Genomic DNA, 14,959 nt, shown 5'->3' with positions numbered 1-14,959 from the left:
ACGCATTGGAAAAGAGGCGGTCATGCTGAAGATCTGGGGACGGAAAAACTCATCGAATGTCAGGAAACCACTGTGGGCCGCCGAGGAGTTGGGCCTGGCCTACGAGGCGATTGATGCCGGTGGCGCCTTCGGAGTGGTTGATACGCCCGAATATCGGGCGATGAACCCGAACGGTCGGGTACCGGTGATCGAGGACGACGGCTTCGTGCTGTGGGAATCCAACGCCATCGTGCGTTATCTGCTGGCCAAACATGCGCCAGACAGTGCGTGGTACTCGGCTGACCCGCAGGCCCGGGCCATCGCGGACAAGTGGATGGACTGGACCACCTCCAGTTTTGCCGGACCGTTTCGCACGGTGTTCTGGGGCGTATTGCGCACACCGGCAGACAAGCAGGACTGGCCGGCGATCAACGCGGCGATCAAGGAGTGCACAGCGCTGCTGTCCATGGCCGATCAGGCCCTCGCCCGCCAGCCGTATCTGTCCGGCAGCGACATCGGCATGGGCGATATTCCGCTGGGCAGTTTCATTTATGCCTGGTTCGAGATGCCCATCGAGCGTGCCTCGCAGCCGCATCTGGAAGCCTGGTATGCACGGTTGAAGCAGCGTCCGGCGTATCAGAAAGCGGTCATGACCGCGTTGACTTGATAATAACTATCGACACACTTGACTGTACTTGTGTGGCGGCGGCAAGCACCATTGCGTTCACGCGCCGTGGTTGTTTTGTCCGCCGCCCGGCCCAATCTTTCCTCTTCTTCCCTTCTTGGTGCGTAAATCCGATATGAGTTCCGCTCTGTCCATCCGGCAGCTAACCAAAACCTACGGCAACGGGTTCCAGGCCTTGAGTGGTATCGATCTGGACGTCGCCGAAGGTGATTTTTTCGCCTTGCTCGGCCCTAACGGCGCTGGCAAATCCACGACCATCGGCATTCTCTCGACTCTGGTCAACAAGACCAGCGGCACGGTGAATATCTTCGGTCACGACCTGGACAAGAACCCCGCCGCGCTCAAGCGCTCGATCGGCGTGGTGCCCCAGGAATTCAACTTCAATCAGTTCGAAAAGACTTTCGACATCGTCGTGACCCAGGCCGGTTACTACGGCATTCCGGCGAAAATCGCCAAGGAACGCGCCGAGCAGTACCTGACCCAGCTCGGCCTGTGGGACAAGCGCGATGTGCCCTCGCGTTCGCTGTCCGGTGGCATGAAGCGCCGACTGATGATCGCCCGCGCCCTGGTGCATGAGCCGCGCCTGCTGATCCTCGATGAGCCGACCGCTGGCGTCGACATCGAACTGCGTCGCTCGATGTGGACGTTCCTCACCGAGCTGAACCAGAAAGGCATCACCATCATCCTCACCACGCACTATCTGGAAGAGGCTGAGCAGCTGTGCCGCAACATCGGCATCATCGACCACGGCACCATTGTCGAAAACACCAGCATGAAACAGCTGCTGGGCCAGTTGCACGTCGAAACCTTCCTGCTGGATCTGAAAAACGACTTGAACGCCGCGCCGCAATTGCTCGGCTATCCCGCCCGGTTGCTCGATGGCCATACCCTGGAAGTCCAGGTCGACAAATCCATGGGTATCACCGCGCTGTTCACCCAGTTGGCGCAGCAGAACATCGAAGTGCTGAGCCTGCGTAACAAAACCAATCGCCTCGAGGAGCTGTTCGTGTCTCTGGTAGAGAAGAATCTGTCGAAGGTGGCGGTATGAGTTCCGAGTTCCGTCCCAACCTCGTCGCCCTCAATACCATCGTGTATCGGGAAGTCCGCCGCTTTACCCGGATCTGGCCGCAGACGCTGCTGCCGCCGGCGATTACCATGGTTTTGTATTTCGTGATCTTCGGTAACCTGATTGGTCGGCAGATCGGCGACATGGGTGGCTTCACCTACATGGAGTACATCGTGCCGGGGCTGATCATGATGTCGGTGATCACCAACTCCTACGGCAACGTGGTGTCGAGCTTCTTCGGCAGCAAGTTCCAGCGTTCCATCGAGGAACTGATGGTCTCGCCGGTGTCGCCGCACACCATCCTGATCGGCTACACCGTTGGCGGCGTGCTGCGTGGCTTGATGGTCGGGGTCATCGTGACGATCCTGTCGCTGTTTTTCACCCATCTGCAGGTGCATCACCTCGGCGTGACCTTGCTGGTGGTGATCCTGACCGCGACGATCTTCTCGCTGCTGGGCTTCATCAACGCGGTGTTTGCGCGCAACTTCGATGACATTTCGATCATCCCGACGTTTGTGCTGACCCCGCTGACCTACCTCGGTGGCGTGTTCTACTCGATCACCTTGCTGCCGCCGTTCTGGCAGACCGTGTCGCTTGCCAACCCGGTGCTGCACATGGTCAACGCGTTCCGTTACGGCATTCTTGGCGTGTCGGATATCCGGATCGGCATCGCGATCACCTTCATGCTGGTGGCGACGGTGGTGTTGTATCTCGGTTGTGCGCGGTTGCTGGTGAGTGGACGCGGGATGCGGACCTGATCCAGTGTGGGAGCGAGCCTGCTCGCGAATGCAGACAACACAAAACTAAACGGCCTCCACTGCGGAGGCCGTTTTGCATTCAGCGCATGCGGTTTTTCTTGCGCCGCGCCCATTGCCGCGCCACCCACCAGCGCCAATAGAGCATCACCGTGAAGTAGGCGAGGATGCCGAGTAGCAGTCCGCATACCACCGACCCCAGCAAAAACGGCTGCCACATGGTCGAGAGCTCTCCGCTGACCCATTCCCAGGTCAACGAATCGGGCAGGGTACGGGCAGGCACATTCATCAACCAGGCCCCGGCCTGATAAGTGCAGAAAAATACCGCCGGCATGGTGATCGGGTTGGTCAGCCACACGAGGCTGACGGCAATCGGCATATTGCCACGCACGGTGATTGCCAGTGCGGCGGCTACCAGCATCTGCGCCGGAATCGGCAGGAACGCGGCGAACAGGCCGACGGCCATCGCCCGGGCCACCGAGTGACGATTGAGATGCCAGAGGTTCGGGTCATGCAGCAACTTGCCGAGAAAGCGTAAGGATTTGTGTTCCCTGATGCTCGTCGGGTCGGGCATGTAACGTTTGAATAAGCGCCGGGGCATAAGGCTTCTCGGTCGGTTAAGGCGGCAAGTATGTCTGGATTCTACGAAGCGCCCATTCAGACTTTGTGACAATTGTTGACGACGCTTGTGCTCCACGCCAGCTAAGCCTAGTGAGGGCACTCTCAAGGACAGGCTTATGCGCACAGGGATGATGGCGCTGGCAGCCGGTTTGCTGGTTGCAGGTTTTTTGCCGGTTTTACCGCCGGTCGGGTTGATGATGTTGTTGCCCATGGTGGGGCTGATGTTGCTGCCGTTTCGCAGCCATCCCTTGGCGTTTCTGCTGTTCGGTTTCACTTGGGCTTGCGTCAGTGCGCAGTGGGCGTTGGATGAGCGATTACCGGCGCAACTTGACGGTGAAACCCGCTGGGTCGAGGGGCGGGTGGTCGGCTTGCCGCAAACCAGCGAGGGCGTGGTGCGTTTCGAGTTGGCCGATGCCCGCTCGCGCCACGACAAGCTGCCGTCGTTGATGCGTCTGGCGTGGTACGCCGGGCCAGCGGTCAAAAGTGGCGAGCGCTGGCGTCTGGCAGTGAAACTCAAGCGCCCCGGCGGCTTGCTCAATCCCGATGCCTTCGATTACGAAGCCTGGCTGCTGGCACAACGCATCGGCGCGACAGGTACGATCAAGGATGGTCAGCGCCTTGCCGAGGCAAACTGGGCGTGGCGCGACGGCATTCGCCAGCGCTTGCTGGCAGTCGATGCACAAGGGCGGGCTGGTGCATTGGCGGCGCTGGTGCTGGGTGATGGCTCCGGGCTCAGTCGCGAGGACTGGCAGATCCTGCAGGACACCGGCACCGTGCATCTGCTGGTGATTTCCGGCCAACACATCGGGATGTTGGCGGCGGTGATGTATCTGCTGGTCGCCGGGCTGGCGCGCTACGGCTGGTGGCCGCTGCGCAGGACTTGGCTGCCTTGGGCCTGCGGGCTGGCGTTTGCCGCGGCGCTCGGTTACGGCTTGCTTGCCGGGTTTGATGTGCCGGTGCAACGGGCCTGTGTGATGGTCGGGCTGGTACTGCTGTGGCGTCTGCGATTTCGCCATCTCGGCGCGTGGTGGCCGCTGTTACTGGCGTTGAATGCGGTGCTGTTGCTCGACCCGTTGGCCAGTTTGCGTCCCGGTCTATGGTTATCGTTCGCAGCTGTGGGGATTTTGATTTTCACCTTCGGTGGCCGACTCGGTGCGTGGAAATGGTGGCAGACCTGGACGCGGGCGCAATGGCTGATCGCGCTGGGTCTGTGCCCGGTGCTGCTGGCGCTGAATCTGCCGATCAGCCTCAGCGGACCACTGGCGAATCTGTTGGCGGTGCCGTGGGTAAGCCTGTTGGTGCTGCCACCGGCGCTGCTCGGCACGCTGTTGTTGCCGGTGCCTTATGTCGGTGCGGGGTTGCTGTGGCTGGCGGGTGGCTTGATCGACTGGCTGTTTCGCGGCTTGTCGATGATTGCCGGGGCCTGGCCGGCGTGGATCTCGCCGTCGCTACCGTGGTGGGCGTTGTTGCTCGGCAGTCTCGGCGCCTTTTTGCTGCTGTTGCCGCGCGGAGTGCCATTACGACCGCTGGGCTGGCCGTTGCTGCTGATTCTGGTGGCGCCGCCTCGCGAGCGGGTGGCCGAGGGGCTGGCCGATATCTGGCAGCTCGATGTCGGTCAGGGCCTGGCGATCCTGATCCGTACGCGTCATCACACGTTGCTCTACGACGCCGGTCCACGCTTCGGCGATTTCGATCTGGGTGAGCGGGTGGTGCTGCCGACGCTGCACAAACTCGGGGTCGAGCGCATCGATCTGATGCTGCTCAGTCATGCCGACGCCGACCATGCCGGTGGTGCGCTGGCGGTATCGCGGGGCTTGAAAGTGACGCGGGTGATCAGCGGCGATCCGCCGGGCCTGCCCGCCATACTGCGGGCCGAGGCCTGTGAAACCGGGCGGCAGTGGCAGTGGGACGGAGTCAGTTTTCAGCTGTGGCAATGGTCGGCCGCCAATGACAGCAATCAGCGCTCCTGTGTGTTGCAGATCGAGGCCAATGGCGAACGCCTGCTGCTGACCGGCGATATCGACATCGCCACCGAACGGGTTCTGCTCGACAGTCCGCTGGCCGTGCCGACGCACTGGCTGCAGGCGCCGCACCATGGCAGTCGCAGTTCCTCCTCGATGGCGCTGCTTCGGGCATTGAAGCCGCATTCGGTGCTGATCTCCCGGGGGCAGGGCAATTCGTTCGGTCATCCGCACCCGCTGGTGCTCGCGCGTTATCGCCAGCAAGGGCTGCGCATCTACGACAGCGCGCAGCACGGCGCCATTCAACTGCGCCTGGGCAGCTTTCAGGCGCCGTGGCTGATGCGTCAACAACGGCGTTTCTGGCGTTGAAACACCATTGATCGCGGGATCGCCGAATGTGGCATCAGGTCGTCGGGGCAGCGGGTCTTAATCGCGAACCGGTATGGTAAAGTGGCGCACTTTTTCGAGGGGACTGTCACTGTGTGGGAATTGGTCAAATCCGGCGGCTGGATGATGTTGCCGATCATTCTGAGTTCCATCGCGGCCATGGCGATTGTCGCCGAGCGTCTGTGGACCCTGCGCGCCAGCCGCGTCACCCCCGAGCATCTGCTGGGTCAGGTCTGGGTCTGGATCAAGGACAAGCAGCTCAATAAAGAAAAACTCAAGGAACTGCGCGCCAATTCGCCGCTGGGTGAAATCCTCGCCGCGGGCCTGGCCAACTCCAAGCATGGTCGCGAGATCATGAAGGAATGCATCGAAGAAGCCGCCGCGCGGGTGATTCACGAGCTCGAACGCTACGTCAACGCGCTGGGCACGATTGCCGCCATGTCGCCGTTGCTGGGCCTGTTGGGCACGGTGCTGGGCATGATCGACATTTTCAGCGCCTTCACCGGTTCCGGCATGACCACCAACGCCTCGGTATTGGCCGGTGGTATCTCCAAGGCACTGATCACCACGGCGGCGGGCCTGATGGTCGGTATTCCGTCGGTGTTCTTCCATCGTTTCCTGCAACGCCGCATCGATGAGCTGGTGGTGGGCATGGAGCAGGAAGCGATCAAACTGGTCGAAGTGGTGCAGGGCGACCGTGACGTCGACCTGGCCGGGGACAAAGCGTGAAATTCCGTCGCAAACCCCGGGAAACGATCGACATCAACCTCGCGTCGCTGATCGACGTGGTGTTCATCCTGTTGCTGTTTTTCGTCGTGACCACCACCTTCACCCGCGAGACCCAGTTGCGCGTCGATCTGCCGGAATCGGTCAGCGGTTCGCCCGCCGAAGACCAGCAGCTCAAGCAACTGGATGTCGCGATCAGCGCCGAAGGCGTGTTCTCGGTGAACAACAGGGTTCTGCCGAAGAACGACCTGGCAACCCTGATGGAAGCCATGCAGAAAGAAGCCAACGGTGACACCAATATGCCGTTGTCGATCAGTGCCGACGGCAAGACCCAACACCAATCGGTGATCACCGCCATGGACGCAGCCGGCAAGCTCGGTTTCAGCCATTTGCGCATGACCACGGTCGAGGCGGCGCCCAAATCCTGATGAGCCTGTCCGATCGTTTGCTCGCCGCGTGGTATCAGGGGCATCCGGCCCTGACGTTGCTGCGGCCGCTGGAAATCCTCTACCGCTGCGTGGTGGTCAACAAGCGTCAGCGTTTTCTCGACGGTGAAGGCCAGATCTATCAGCCACCGGTGCCGTTGATCGTGGTCGGCAACATCACGGTGGGCGGCACCGGCAAGACACCGATGATTCTATGGCTGATCGAGCATTGCCGACGCGCCGGCCTGCGGGTTGGTGTGGTCAGTCGTGGATATGGCGCCAAACCGCCGCAACTGCCGTGGCGGGTCACCGCCGAGCAGAGCGCCGAGATCGCGGGCGACGAGCCGCTGTTGATCGTACAGCGCACCGGCGTACCGCTGATGATCGACCCTGATCGCAGCGCGGCGGTCAAAGCCTTGCTCGCCAGTGAACCGCTGGACCTGATCCTGTCTGACGACGGCATGCAGCATTACCGCATGGCGCGGGATCTGGAGCTGGTGCTGATCGACGCCGCCCGTGGTTTGGGCAACCAGCGCTGCCTGCCGGCCGGTCCGTTGCGCGAGCCGATCGAACGCCTGCAAAGCGTCGATGGCGTGCTGTTCAACGGTGCCACTGCGGACCGCGAAGATGGCTTCGCGTTTCGCCTGCAAGCGACGGCGCTGGTCAATCTGCGCAGTGGCGAGCGCAAGCCGCTCGATCATTTTTCGCCTGGTCAAGCGGTGCACGCAGTGGCCGGGATCGGCAATCCGCAACGTTTCTTCAATACCCTCGAAGCGCTAGACTGGCGAGCAGTCCCCCATGCGTTTGCCGACCACGCCGAATACAGCGTGCAGGCCTTGAATTTCACACCGTCATTGCCGTTGGTGATGACCGAAAAGGACGCGGTGAAGTGCCGTGCCTTCGCAGCAGACGACTGGTGGTATCTGGCCGTCGATGCCGTGCCGTCACCGGCCTTCGTGGCCTGGTTCGACACCCAGTTGATGCGCCTGTTGCCCGATCGTCTTTTGCCTTAACTCTTTATCCAGGGAATGTTCATGGACACCAAATTGCTCGACATCCTCGCGTGCCCGGTCTGCAAAGGCCCGCTCAAGCTCAGCGCCGACAAGACCGAATTGATCAGCAAGGGCGCCGGCCTGGCCTATCCGATCCGCGACGGCATCCCGGTGATGCTCGAAAGCGAAGCGCGTACCCTGACCACTGACGAGCGTCTGGATAAATGACCACTGCTTTCACCGTTGTCATCCCGTCGCGTTACGCCTCGACCCGCCTGCCGGGCAAACCGCTGCTGGATATCGCCGGCAAGCCGATGATCCAGCATGTCTGGGAACAGGCGAGCAAAAGCAGCGCCAGCCGTGTGGTGGTCGCGACTGACGATGCGCGCATCGTCGAAGCCTGCAAGGCGTTCGGCGCTGAAGTGGTGCTGACCCGTGAAGATCACAATTCCGGCACCGATCGTCTGGCTGAAGTCGCCGCCAAACTGGGCCTCGAGCCTGACGCGATCGTGGTCAACGTGCAGGGTGACGAGCCGCTGATCCCGCCAAGCGTGATCGATCAGGTTGCCGCCAACCTCGCCGCCCACACCGAAGCGCGCATGGCCACCCTGGCCGAGCCGATCGAAGACGTCGAAACCCTGTTCAACCCGAACGTGGTCAAGGTCGTCAGCGACCTCAATGGTCTGGCGTTGACCTTCAGTCGCGCGACCTTGCCCTGGGCCCGCGATGCGTTCGCCAAAAATCGCGAGCAGTTGCCGGAAGGTGTGCCGTACCGTCGTCACATCGGTATTTATGCCTACCGCGCCGGGTTCCTTCAGGACTTCGTGAGCTGGGGCCCGTGCTGGCTGGAAAACACTGAATCCCTCGAACAACTGCGTGCTCTGTGGCACGGCGTGCGGATTCATGTGGCCGATGCGTTGATCGCGCCGCCGACCGGTGTCGACACCGCTGAAGATCTTGAGCGCGTTCGTCGCCTGCTGGAGGCCTGATGCGCGTTCTGTTCGTGTGCCTGGGCAACATTTGCCGCTCGCCCACCGCTGAAGGCGTGTTGCGCCACAAACTGCGCGAAGCGGGGCTGGCGGATCAGGTCGAAGTGGCCTCCGCCGGCACCGGTGACTGGCATGTCGGCAATCCGCCGGACAAGCGCAGCCAGGCTGCGGCCAAACTGCGTGGTTACGACCTGTCGGCGCAACGTGCGCAGCAGGTCAGCCGTGCCGATTTCGCCAGTTATGACCTGATTCTGGCCATGGACAACAGCAACCTGCGCAACCTCAAGGCGCTGCAACCGTCCACCGGCAAGGCCGAGCTTGACCTGTTCCTGCGCCGTTATGCCGGTGTGGTCGATGAAGTGCCGGATCCGTACTACGACGGCGATCAGGGTTTCGAGCAGGTGCTGGATCTGATCGAAGCAGCCTGTGACCAACTGTTGATCGAAGTGAAGGGCCGGTTATGAGTTTGCAGGTGCAGCCCCAGATTTCGCTGAAACCGTTCAACAGTTTTGGCGTGGACGTGCGCGCGCAGTTGTTCGCCGAGGCCCACAGCGATGCCGACGTGCGCGAAGCCTTGGCCTATGCGACTGCCCATGACGTGCCATTGCTGGTGATCGGCGGCGGCAGCAACCTGCTGCTGACGGCTGATATCCCGGCGCTGGTGCTGCGCATGGCCAGCCGTGGCATTCGGCTGATCAGCGATGACGGCAGCCGCGTGGTGATCGAGGCTGAAGCCGGCGAACCGTGGCATCCGTTCGTGCAACACACCTTGGCGCTGGGTTTTTCCGGTCTGGAAAACCTCAGTCTGATTCCCGGCACCGTTGGCGCGGCGCCGATGCAGAACATCGGTGCCTACGGCGTCGAGATCAAGGATGTGTTCGCCGGGCTGACCGCGCTGGATCGCCAGACCGGCGAGCTGCGCGACTTCAGCCTGGAAGAATGCAACTTCGCCTACCGCGACAGCCTGTTCAAGCAGCAGCCGGGGCGTTGGCTGATCCTGCGGGTGCGCTTCAAACTTGATCGAGTTGCCCACCTGCATCTGGAATACGGCCCGGTGCGTCAGCGCCTGACCGAGCAAGGCATCGAGCAACCGACACCCAGCGACGTCAGCCGCGCGATCTGCAGTATCCGCAGCGAAAAATTGCCGGATCCGGCGGTGCTCGGCAATGCCGGCAGTTTCTTCAAGAATCCGCTGGTGTCGGCGGCGCTGGTCGAGCAGATCAAGGCGCAGCACCCGGATCTGGTGGCCTATGCGCAACCGAACGGGCAAATGAAGCTGGCCGCCGGCTGGTTGATCGAGCGCGCTGGCTGGAAGGGTTTCCGTGAGGCCGATGCTGGCGTGCATAGATTGCAGGCGCTGGTGCTGGTCAACTACGGCTCCGCGACCGGCCTGCAATTGCTCGATCTGGCGCAACGCATCCAGAAAGATATTGCCGAACGTTTCAATGTCGAGCTGGAAATGGAGCCGAACCGTTATTGAAGCTACGCTTTCCAGACGCCATCCAAAGCCCTGCACTGAGCAAAAAGTGCAGGGCTTTTTTGTTAACGGTGGGTTAACTTAGCCAGCTAACGATAACCGTCATTTGCTCCACCAAAGGCCCGGTGCAGACGTTCGCGTCGGCACAAGAGAGCCTGTGCCAACCACATATCAGTCAGCGATGACCCTGTGGCGAGGGAGCTTGCTCCCGCTGGGGCGCGTAGCGGCCACGCTTTCAAGAAGGGCCTGCTACGCAGTCCAGCGGGAGCAAGCTCCCTCGCCACAGGATCAGTATTCAGCTTCACTGGTGTGTATCGGCCGATTAGCCTGAGTCGATCTGCGTGAACCACCGCCAGTTCTGGCGGCAGATTGCTCGACCCCATAACCACCAAGAATATGCGGGCGTGCCCATGATTACCCTGAAACTCAATGGCCAGGATCACCCACTGGACGTCACCGAAGACATGCCGCTGCTCTGGGCAATCCGTGATGTCGCCGGTTACAACGGCACCAAATTCGGCTGCGGCATGGGCCTGTGCGGCGCCTGCACCATTCACATCGATGGCTTGCCGGCGCGCAGTTGCATTACGCCGATCGGTTCGGTGATCGGGCAGAACGTCACCACCATCGACAACCTGCACGCCGATCCGGTGGGGCAGGTGGTGCAGCAAGCCTGGCTCGACAGCGCCGTGGCGCAATGTGGTTTTTGTCAGGGTGGGCAGATCATGTCCGCCACCGCGTTGCTCAAGACCAATCCGAATCCGAGCGACGAGCAGATCGAAGAGGCGATGGTCGGCAACATTTGCCGGTGCGGCACTTACAACCGGATCAAGACCGCGATCCGCCAGGCCTCCACTCACTTGAAGGAGGCGAAGGCATGAGCCGCTTGCCGAATGATTTCGCCCTGAGCAATCTCAGCCGTCGCGGTTTTCTCAAAGGCGTCGGCGCCACGGGCGCATTGGTGCTGGCCGCGAGCTGGGGCTGGCAGGATGCATTGGCTGCAGACAAACCGAAGAAGTTCGGTGCCGACGGCATGCCCAATGGCTGGATCGACGATCCCAAGGTCTACGTCAGCATTGCCGCGGATGGCACGGTCACCGTGGTCTGCAACCGCTCGGAAATGGGCCAGGGCGTGCGCACCAGTCTGAGCATGGTAGTTGCCGACGAACTGGACGCCGATTGGGCCAAAGTCAAAGTGCAACAGGCGCCGGGTGACGAAGTACGTTTCGGCAACCAGGACACTGACGGTTCACGCAGCATGCGTCACTGGTATGAGCCGATGCGTCGTTGCGGCGCGGCGGCCCGGACCATGCTCGAACAAGCCGCTGCCGCGCAGTGGCAGGTGCCGGTGGGCGAGTGCCAGGCGCAGTTGCACAAAGTCCTGCATAAACCTTCCGGTCGCGAGCTGGGTTACGGCGAACTTGCCGCTGCAGCCAGTGCGCTGGCGGTGCCGGCCCGTGACAGCCTGCGCCTCAAGCAGCCGTCGGAGTTCCGCTACATCGGCAAGGAAGGCACCAAAGCCATCGACGGCGCCGACATCGTCAACGGGCGCGCGGTGTACGGCGCCGACGTGCATTTCGACGGCATGCTCTACGCGACCATCGCGCGTCCGGCGGTGTATGGCGGCAAGGTCAAGTCACTGGATGACAGCGCGGCGCTGAAAGTCCCAGGCGTGCTAAAAGTCATGCAGATCGAAAGCCGCCCACTGCCTTCGGAATTTCAGCCGTTGGGTGGTGTGGCGGTAATTGCCAGCAATACCTGGGCAGCGATCAAGGGTCGTGAGGCGCTGAAAATCGAATGGGACGACGGCCCCAACGCCAGTTATGACTCGATCGCTTATCGCAAGGAACTGGAAGCGGCGTCGCGCAAACCCGGCAAAGTGGTGCGCAACACCGGTGATATCGACAAGGCCCTGAGCGGCGCCGCCAGCAGTCTCGAAGCGTCCTACTATCTGCCGCATCTGGCGCAGGCACCGATGGAGCCGATGGTTGCCATCGCTCGCTACGACAAAGGTGTGTGTGAAGCGTGGGCGCCGAGTCAGGCGCCGCAGGTAACTCGCGAGCGCCTCGCCGAGCGCCTCGGGCTGCCGTTCGACAATGTCACCTTTAATGTCACGCTGCTCGGTGGCGGTTTCGGCCGTAAATCCAAGCCGGATTTCGTCGTCGAAGCGGCGATCCTCGCCAAAGAGTTCCCCGGCAAAGCGGTGCGGGTGCAATGGACGCGCGAGGATGACATCCACAACTCGTATTTCCACACGGTGTCCGCCGAGTACCTGAAGGCGGCCGTTGGCAAGGACGGCATGCCCTCCGGCTGGCTGCATCGCACGGTGGCGCCGAGTATTACGGCGCTGTTCGCCCCGGGCATGAACCATGAAGCGGCGTTCGAACTGGGCATGGGCTTTACCAACATGGCCTACGCGATTCCCAACGTGCGTCTGGAAAACCCCGAAGCCACGGTGCACACCCGGGTCGGCTGGTATCGCTCGGTGTCGAACATTCCCCACGGTTTTGCGATCCAGAGTTTTGTCGATGAACTGGCGCACAAGGCCGGGGTTGATCCGCTGAAATACCAGATCAAATTGCTCGGCCCGGATCGACAGATCGACCCGCGTACCCTGAGCGAGGAGTGGAACTACGGCGAATCCCCCGAGCGCTATCCGATCGACACCGGACGCATGCGCACGGTACTGGAGACCGCCGCCAAGGCTGCCGGCTGGGGGCGTCAATTGCCGAAAGGGCGCGGCCTCGGCCTGGCGGTGCATTACAGCTTCGTCACCTATGTGGCGGCGGTGATCGAAGTCGAGGTCAAGGACGACGGCACGCTGATCGTGCACAAGGCTGACATCGCCGTCGATTGCGGGCCGCAGATCAACCCTGAACGCATCCGTTCGCAGTTCGAAGGCGCCTGTGTGATGGGCCTGGGCAACGCGGTGCTGGGTGAAATCAGCTTCAAGGACGGCAAGGTCCAGCAGGACAACTTCCATATGTACGAAGTGGCGCGCATGTCGCTGGCGCCGAAGGAAGTTGCCGTGCATCTGGTGACGCCGCCGGGCGACGTGCCGTTGGGCGGTGTCGGTGAGCCGGGCGTGCCGCCAATTGCGCCGGCGCTGTGCAATGCGATCTTCGCCGCCACTGGTCAGCGCATCCGCAACTTGCCGGTGCGTTATCAGTTGCAGGGCTGGCAGAAGGCGCACGCGTAATGGACAGCGTCGACCTCAACGTCCTGCGCAGCGTGCTCGAGTGGCGCCGCGCCGGGCAGCGAGTGGTGCTGTTCAGCGTGGTGCAGACCTGGGGCACAGCGCCCCGGGCACCCGGCGCGATGCTCGCGTTGCGCGAGGACGGCGTGGTGATCGGCTCGGTGTCGGGCGGTTGTGTCGAGGATGACCTGATCGCCCGCCTGCACGACGGGCGCATCGCCAGCGACGGCCCGCCGGTACAACTGATTACCTATGGCGTCACTCGCGAGGAGGCGGCGCGTTTCGGCTTGCCCTGTGGCGGCACGCTGCGTCTGACCGAGGAGCGGGTCGGTGATCCGGCGTGGGTCGCCGAGTTGCTGGCGCGTTGTGAAAACCATGAGATTGTCGCCCGTCAGCTGAACATCGAAACCGGTGAGGTGCTGCTGTCGGCGGCGAGCAAATCCGATGTGCTCGAATTCGACGGCAAGACCCTGCGCGCCATTTATGGTCCGCGCTGGCGTCTGTTGTTGATCGGCGCCGGACAGCTGTCGCGTTACGTGGCGGACATGGCGCGGCTGCTGGATTTCGAGGTGCTGATCTGCGATCCGCGTACCGAGTTCGTCTACGGCTGGGAAGAGCACCACGGTCGCTTTGTCCCGGGCATGCCGGATGACGCGGTGTTGAGCATTCAGACAGACGAGCGCACGGCGATTGTGGCGCTGACCCATGATCCACGCCTGGACGATATGGCGCTGCTCACCGCACTCGATTCGCCGGCCTTTTATGTCGGTGCACTCGGATCGCGGGTCAACAGTCAGAAGCGCCGGGACAATCTGGCTCAGCTGGGCTTGTCACCCGAGGCGATCAAACGTTTGCACGGGCCGATCGGTTTGCACATCGGCAGCCATTCACCGGCGGAGATTGCCCTGTCGTTGTTGGCGGAGATCGTCGCGATCAAGAACGGCGTCGAGTTGAAACAGAAGAAAGTTGTGGAGGCGTCATGAGTCGATCCATTGCAGTGATTGTGCTGGCGGCGGGCGAGGGCAGCCGCTTTCGTCAGGTTGCGGGTGCCGACAAGGACAAGCTGCTGGCCGATTGCACCGGGCGTGATGGTGCGGTGCGTTCGGTGATCGAGCAGGTATTGCTGAATCTGCCGGCCGGGCTCGACAAACGGGTGCTGGTCACCACCGAAGCGCGGCCGCAGGCGATGCGCATGGCGCAGGCCTATGGCTGTGAGGTGGTCTCGATTGATTCGAGCGGGATGGGTGACAGCATTGCGGCGGGCGTTGCGGCTTGTCCGGAGGCGGATGGCTGGTTGATTGTGCTGGGGGATATGCCGTTTATTTTGCCGTCGAGTATTGAGCGGGTGGTGGCGGCGATTGCCGAGGATGCGGTGAGTGTGGCGGTGCAGGAGGGCGAGTTTGGGCATCCGGTGGGGTTTGGGCGTTCTTTTGGGCCGGCGTTGCAGGCGTTGAGTGGCGATCGCGGGGCCAGACCGTTGTTCAAGCAGGGGCGGGTGGTTGAAGTGGTGGTCGATGATCCCGGGGTGTTGTGGGATATCGATGTGCCTGAGGCGTTGGTGTTCAAATAAAAGCCAGATCAAAAGATCGCAGCCTTCGGCAGCTCCTACATTTGGGATGTGATCACCTGTAGGAGCTGCCGAAGGCTGCGATCTTTTGATCTTCTCTGAAATAGGTTTACACCTGTTTCAGTCTCAAACG

General features: G+C 61.9%; 16 protein-coding genes. 15 read left to right on the top strand and 1 reads right to left on the bottom strand.

Annotated features, from left to right (window positions below; genetic code table 11):
- The first annotated feature begins 22 nt into the window (after positions 1-22).
- The 3 genes from AC27VU_RS19775 to AC27VU_RS19765 all read left to right on the top strand — a co-directional run bounded on the left by AC27VU_RS19775 (position 23) and on the right by AC27VU_RS19765 (position 2,488).
- A complete protein-coding gene (locus AC27VU_RS19775) occupies positions 23-646 on the top strand; it encodes a glutathione S-transferase family protein (RefSeq protein ID WP_003227094.1) in 624 nt (207 codons plus the stop codon).
- Positions 647-779: 133 nt separating this feature from the next.
- The gene (locus AC27VU_RS19770) at positions 780-1,712 is read left to right on the top strand and encodes an ABC transporter ATP-binding protein (protein ID WP_003227092.1); all 933 of its coding nucleotides are present in this window, start codon (positions 780-782) and stop codon (positions 1,710-1,712) included.
- Positions 1,709-2,488, top strand: coding sequence for an ABC transporter permease (locus AC27VU_RS19765; RefSeq protein WP_003227090.1), 780 nt, complete (start codon positions 1,709-1,711; stop codon positions 2,486-2,488). The genes AC27VU_RS19770 and AC27VU_RS19765 overlap by 4 nt, the downstream gene beginning before the upstream one ends.
- Positions 2,489-2,567: 79 nt before the next feature.
- Here AC27VU_RS19765 and AC27VU_RS19760 read toward each other — a convergent pair whose 3' ends face one another.
- Entirely contained in the window at positions 2,568-3,086 is a 519-nt protein-coding gene (locus tag AC27VU_RS19760; RefSeq protein WP_003227088.1) for a DUF2062 domain-containing protein, read from the bottom strand.
- A 136-nt stretch (positions 3,087-3,222) separates the two neighbouring features.
- Between AC27VU_RS19760 and AC27VU_RS19755 the strand changes: the two genes are divergently transcribed.
- From AC27VU_RS19755 to AC27VU_RS19700, 12 genes are all read left to right on the top strand, one after another.
- A complete protein-coding gene (locus AC27VU_RS19755) occupies positions 3,223-5,436 on the top strand; it encodes a DNA internalization-related competence protein ComEC/Rec2 (RefSeq protein ID WP_488724735.1) in 2,214 nt (737 codons plus the stop codon).
- 111 nt (positions 5,437-5,547) lie between these two features.
- Entirely contained in the window at positions 5,548-6,183 is a 636-nt protein-coding gene (locus AC27VU_RS19750) for a MotA/TolQ/ExbB proton channel family protein (protein WP_003227083.1), read from the top strand.
- Positions 6,180-6,608 carry an ExbD/TolR family protein gene (locus AC27VU_RS19745; RefSeq protein ID WP_488724734.1) on the top strand — a complete coding sequence of 143 codons (429 nt, stop codon included), beginning with the start codon at positions 6,180-6,182 and terminating at the stop codon, positions 6,606-6,608. Before AC27VU_RS19750 ends, AC27VU_RS19745 begins: the two co-directional genes overlap by 4 nt.
- Entirely contained in the window at positions 6,608-7,618 is a 1,011-nt protein-coding gene (gene lpxK, locus AC27VU_RS19740; protein ID WP_488724733.1) for a tetraacyldisaccharide 4'-kinase, read from the top strand. The genes AC27VU_RS19745 and lpxK overlap by 1 nt, the downstream gene beginning before the upstream one ends.
- A gap of 21 nt (positions 7,619-7,639) precedes the next feature.
- Positions 7,640-7,825 carry a Trm112 family protein gene (locus AC27VU_RS19735; protein WP_003179363.1) on the top strand — a complete coding sequence of 62 codons (186 nt, stop codon included), beginning with the start codon at positions 7,640-7,642 and terminating at the stop codon, positions 7,823-7,825.
- On the top strand, positions 7,822-8,586 hold the full coding sequence (gene kdsB / locus AC27VU_RS19730) for a 3-deoxy-manno-octulosonate cytidylyltransferase (RefSeq protein ID WP_003227077.1): 765 nt from the start codon (positions 7,822-7,824) through the stop codon (positions 8,584-8,586). The genes AC27VU_RS19735 and kdsB overlap by 4 nt, the downstream gene beginning before the upstream one ends.
- Complete coding sequence (locus AC27VU_RS19725; protein ID WP_003227075.1) at positions 8,586-9,050, top strand: low molecular weight protein-tyrosine-phosphatase; 465 nt, start codon at positions 8,586-8,588, stop codon at positions 9,048-9,050. Before kdsB ends, AC27VU_RS19725 begins: the two co-directional genes overlap by 1 nt.
- Complete coding sequence (gene murB / locus AC27VU_RS19720) at positions 9,047-10,066, top strand: UDP-N-acetylmuramate dehydrogenase (protein WP_488724732.1); 1,020 nt, start codon at positions 9,047-9,049, stop codon at positions 10,064-10,066. The genes AC27VU_RS19725 and murB overlap by 4 nt, the downstream gene beginning before the upstream one ends.
- Before the next feature lie 407 nt (positions 10,067-10,473).
- A complete protein-coding gene (locus AC27VU_RS19715; protein ID WP_003227073.1) occupies positions 10,474-10,944 on the top strand; it encodes a (2Fe-2S)-binding protein in 471 nt (156 codons plus the stop codon).
- A complete protein-coding gene (locus AC27VU_RS19710) occupies positions 10,941-13,262 on the top strand; it encodes a xanthine dehydrogenase family protein molybdopterin-binding subunit (protein ID WP_488724731.1) in 2,322 nt (773 codons plus the stop codon). Before AC27VU_RS19715 ends, AC27VU_RS19710 begins: the two co-directional genes overlap by 4 nt.
- Complete coding sequence (locus tag AC27VU_RS19705; protein WP_488724730.1) at positions 13,262-14,242, top strand: XdhC family protein; 981 nt, start codon at positions 13,262-13,264, stop codon at positions 14,240-14,242. The genes AC27VU_RS19710 and AC27VU_RS19705 overlap by 1 nt, the downstream gene beginning before the upstream one ends.
- A complete protein-coding gene (locus AC27VU_RS19700; protein WP_488724729.1) occupies positions 14,239-14,829 on the top strand; it encodes a nucleotidyltransferase family protein in 591 nt (196 codons plus the stop codon). Before AC27VU_RS19705 ends, AC27VU_RS19700 begins: the two co-directional genes overlap by 4 nt.
- Positions 14,830-14,959: the final 130 nt, after the last annotated feature.

The organism is Pseudomonas sp. 14P5.3.2 (assembly GCF_057799175.1).
The sequence above is the reverse complement of the archived record's forward strand: the minus strand, read 5'-3'. Positions and strand labels throughout refer to the sequence as shown.

Bases quoted from the DNA above. Each gene is read 5' to 3' on its own strand.
- AC27VU_RS19770 (WP_003227092.1), top strand. From the start codon at position 780: ATGAGTTCCGCTCTGTCCATCCGGCAGCTAACCAAAACCTACGGCAAC.
- AC27VU_RS19700 (WP_488724729.1), top strand. From the start codon at position 14,239: ATGAGTCGATCCATTGCAGTGATTGTGCTGGCGGCGGGCGAGGGCAGC.
- AC27VU_RS19725 (WP_003227075.1), top strand. From the start codon at position 8,586: ATGCGCGTTCTGTTCGTGTGCCTGGGCAACATTTGCCGCTCGCCCACC.
- AC27VU_RS19775 (WP_003227094.1), top strand. From the start codon at position 23: ATGCTGAAGATCTGGGGACGGAAAAACTCATCGAATGTCAGGAAACCA.
- AC27VU_RS19735 (WP_003179363.1), top strand. From the start codon at position 7,640: ATGGACACCAAATTGCTCGACATCCTCGCGTGCCCGGTCTGCAAAGGC.
- AC27VU_RS19760 (WP_003227088.1), bottom strand. From the start codon at position 3,086: ATGCCCCGGCGCTTATTCAAACGTTACATGCCCGACCCGACGAGCATC.
- AC27VU_RS19715 (WP_003227073.1), top strand. From the start codon at position 10,474: ATGATTACCCTGAAACTCAATGGCCAGGATCACCCACTGGACGTCACC.
- AC27VU_RS19765 (WP_003227090.1), top strand. From the start codon at position 1,709: ATGAGTTCCGAGTTCCGTCCCAACCTCGTCGCCCTCAATACCATCGTG.
- lpxK (WP_488724733.1), top strand. From the start codon at position 6,608: ATGAGCCTGTCCGATCGTTTGCTCGCCGCGTGGTATCAGGGGCATCCG.
- murB (WP_488724732.1), top strand. From the start codon at position 9,047: ATGAGTTTGCAGGTGCAGCCCCAGATTTCGCTGAAACCGTTCAACAGT.
- AC27VU_RS19755 (WP_488724735.1), top strand. From the start codon at position 3,223: ATGCGCACAGGGATGATGGCGCTGGCAGCCGGTTTGCTGGTTGCAGGT.
- AC27VU_RS19705 (WP_488724730.1), top strand. From the start codon at position 13,262: ATGGACAGCGTCGACCTCAACGTCCTGCGCAGCGTGCTCGAGTGGCGC.
- kdsB (WP_003227077.1), top strand. From the start codon at position 7,822: ATGACCACTGCTTTCACCGTTGTCATCCCGTCGCGTTACGCCTCGACC.
- AC27VU_RS19710 (WP_488724731.1), top strand. From the start codon at position 10,941: ATGAGCCGCTTGCCGAATGATTTCGCCCTGAGCAATCTCAGCCGTCGC.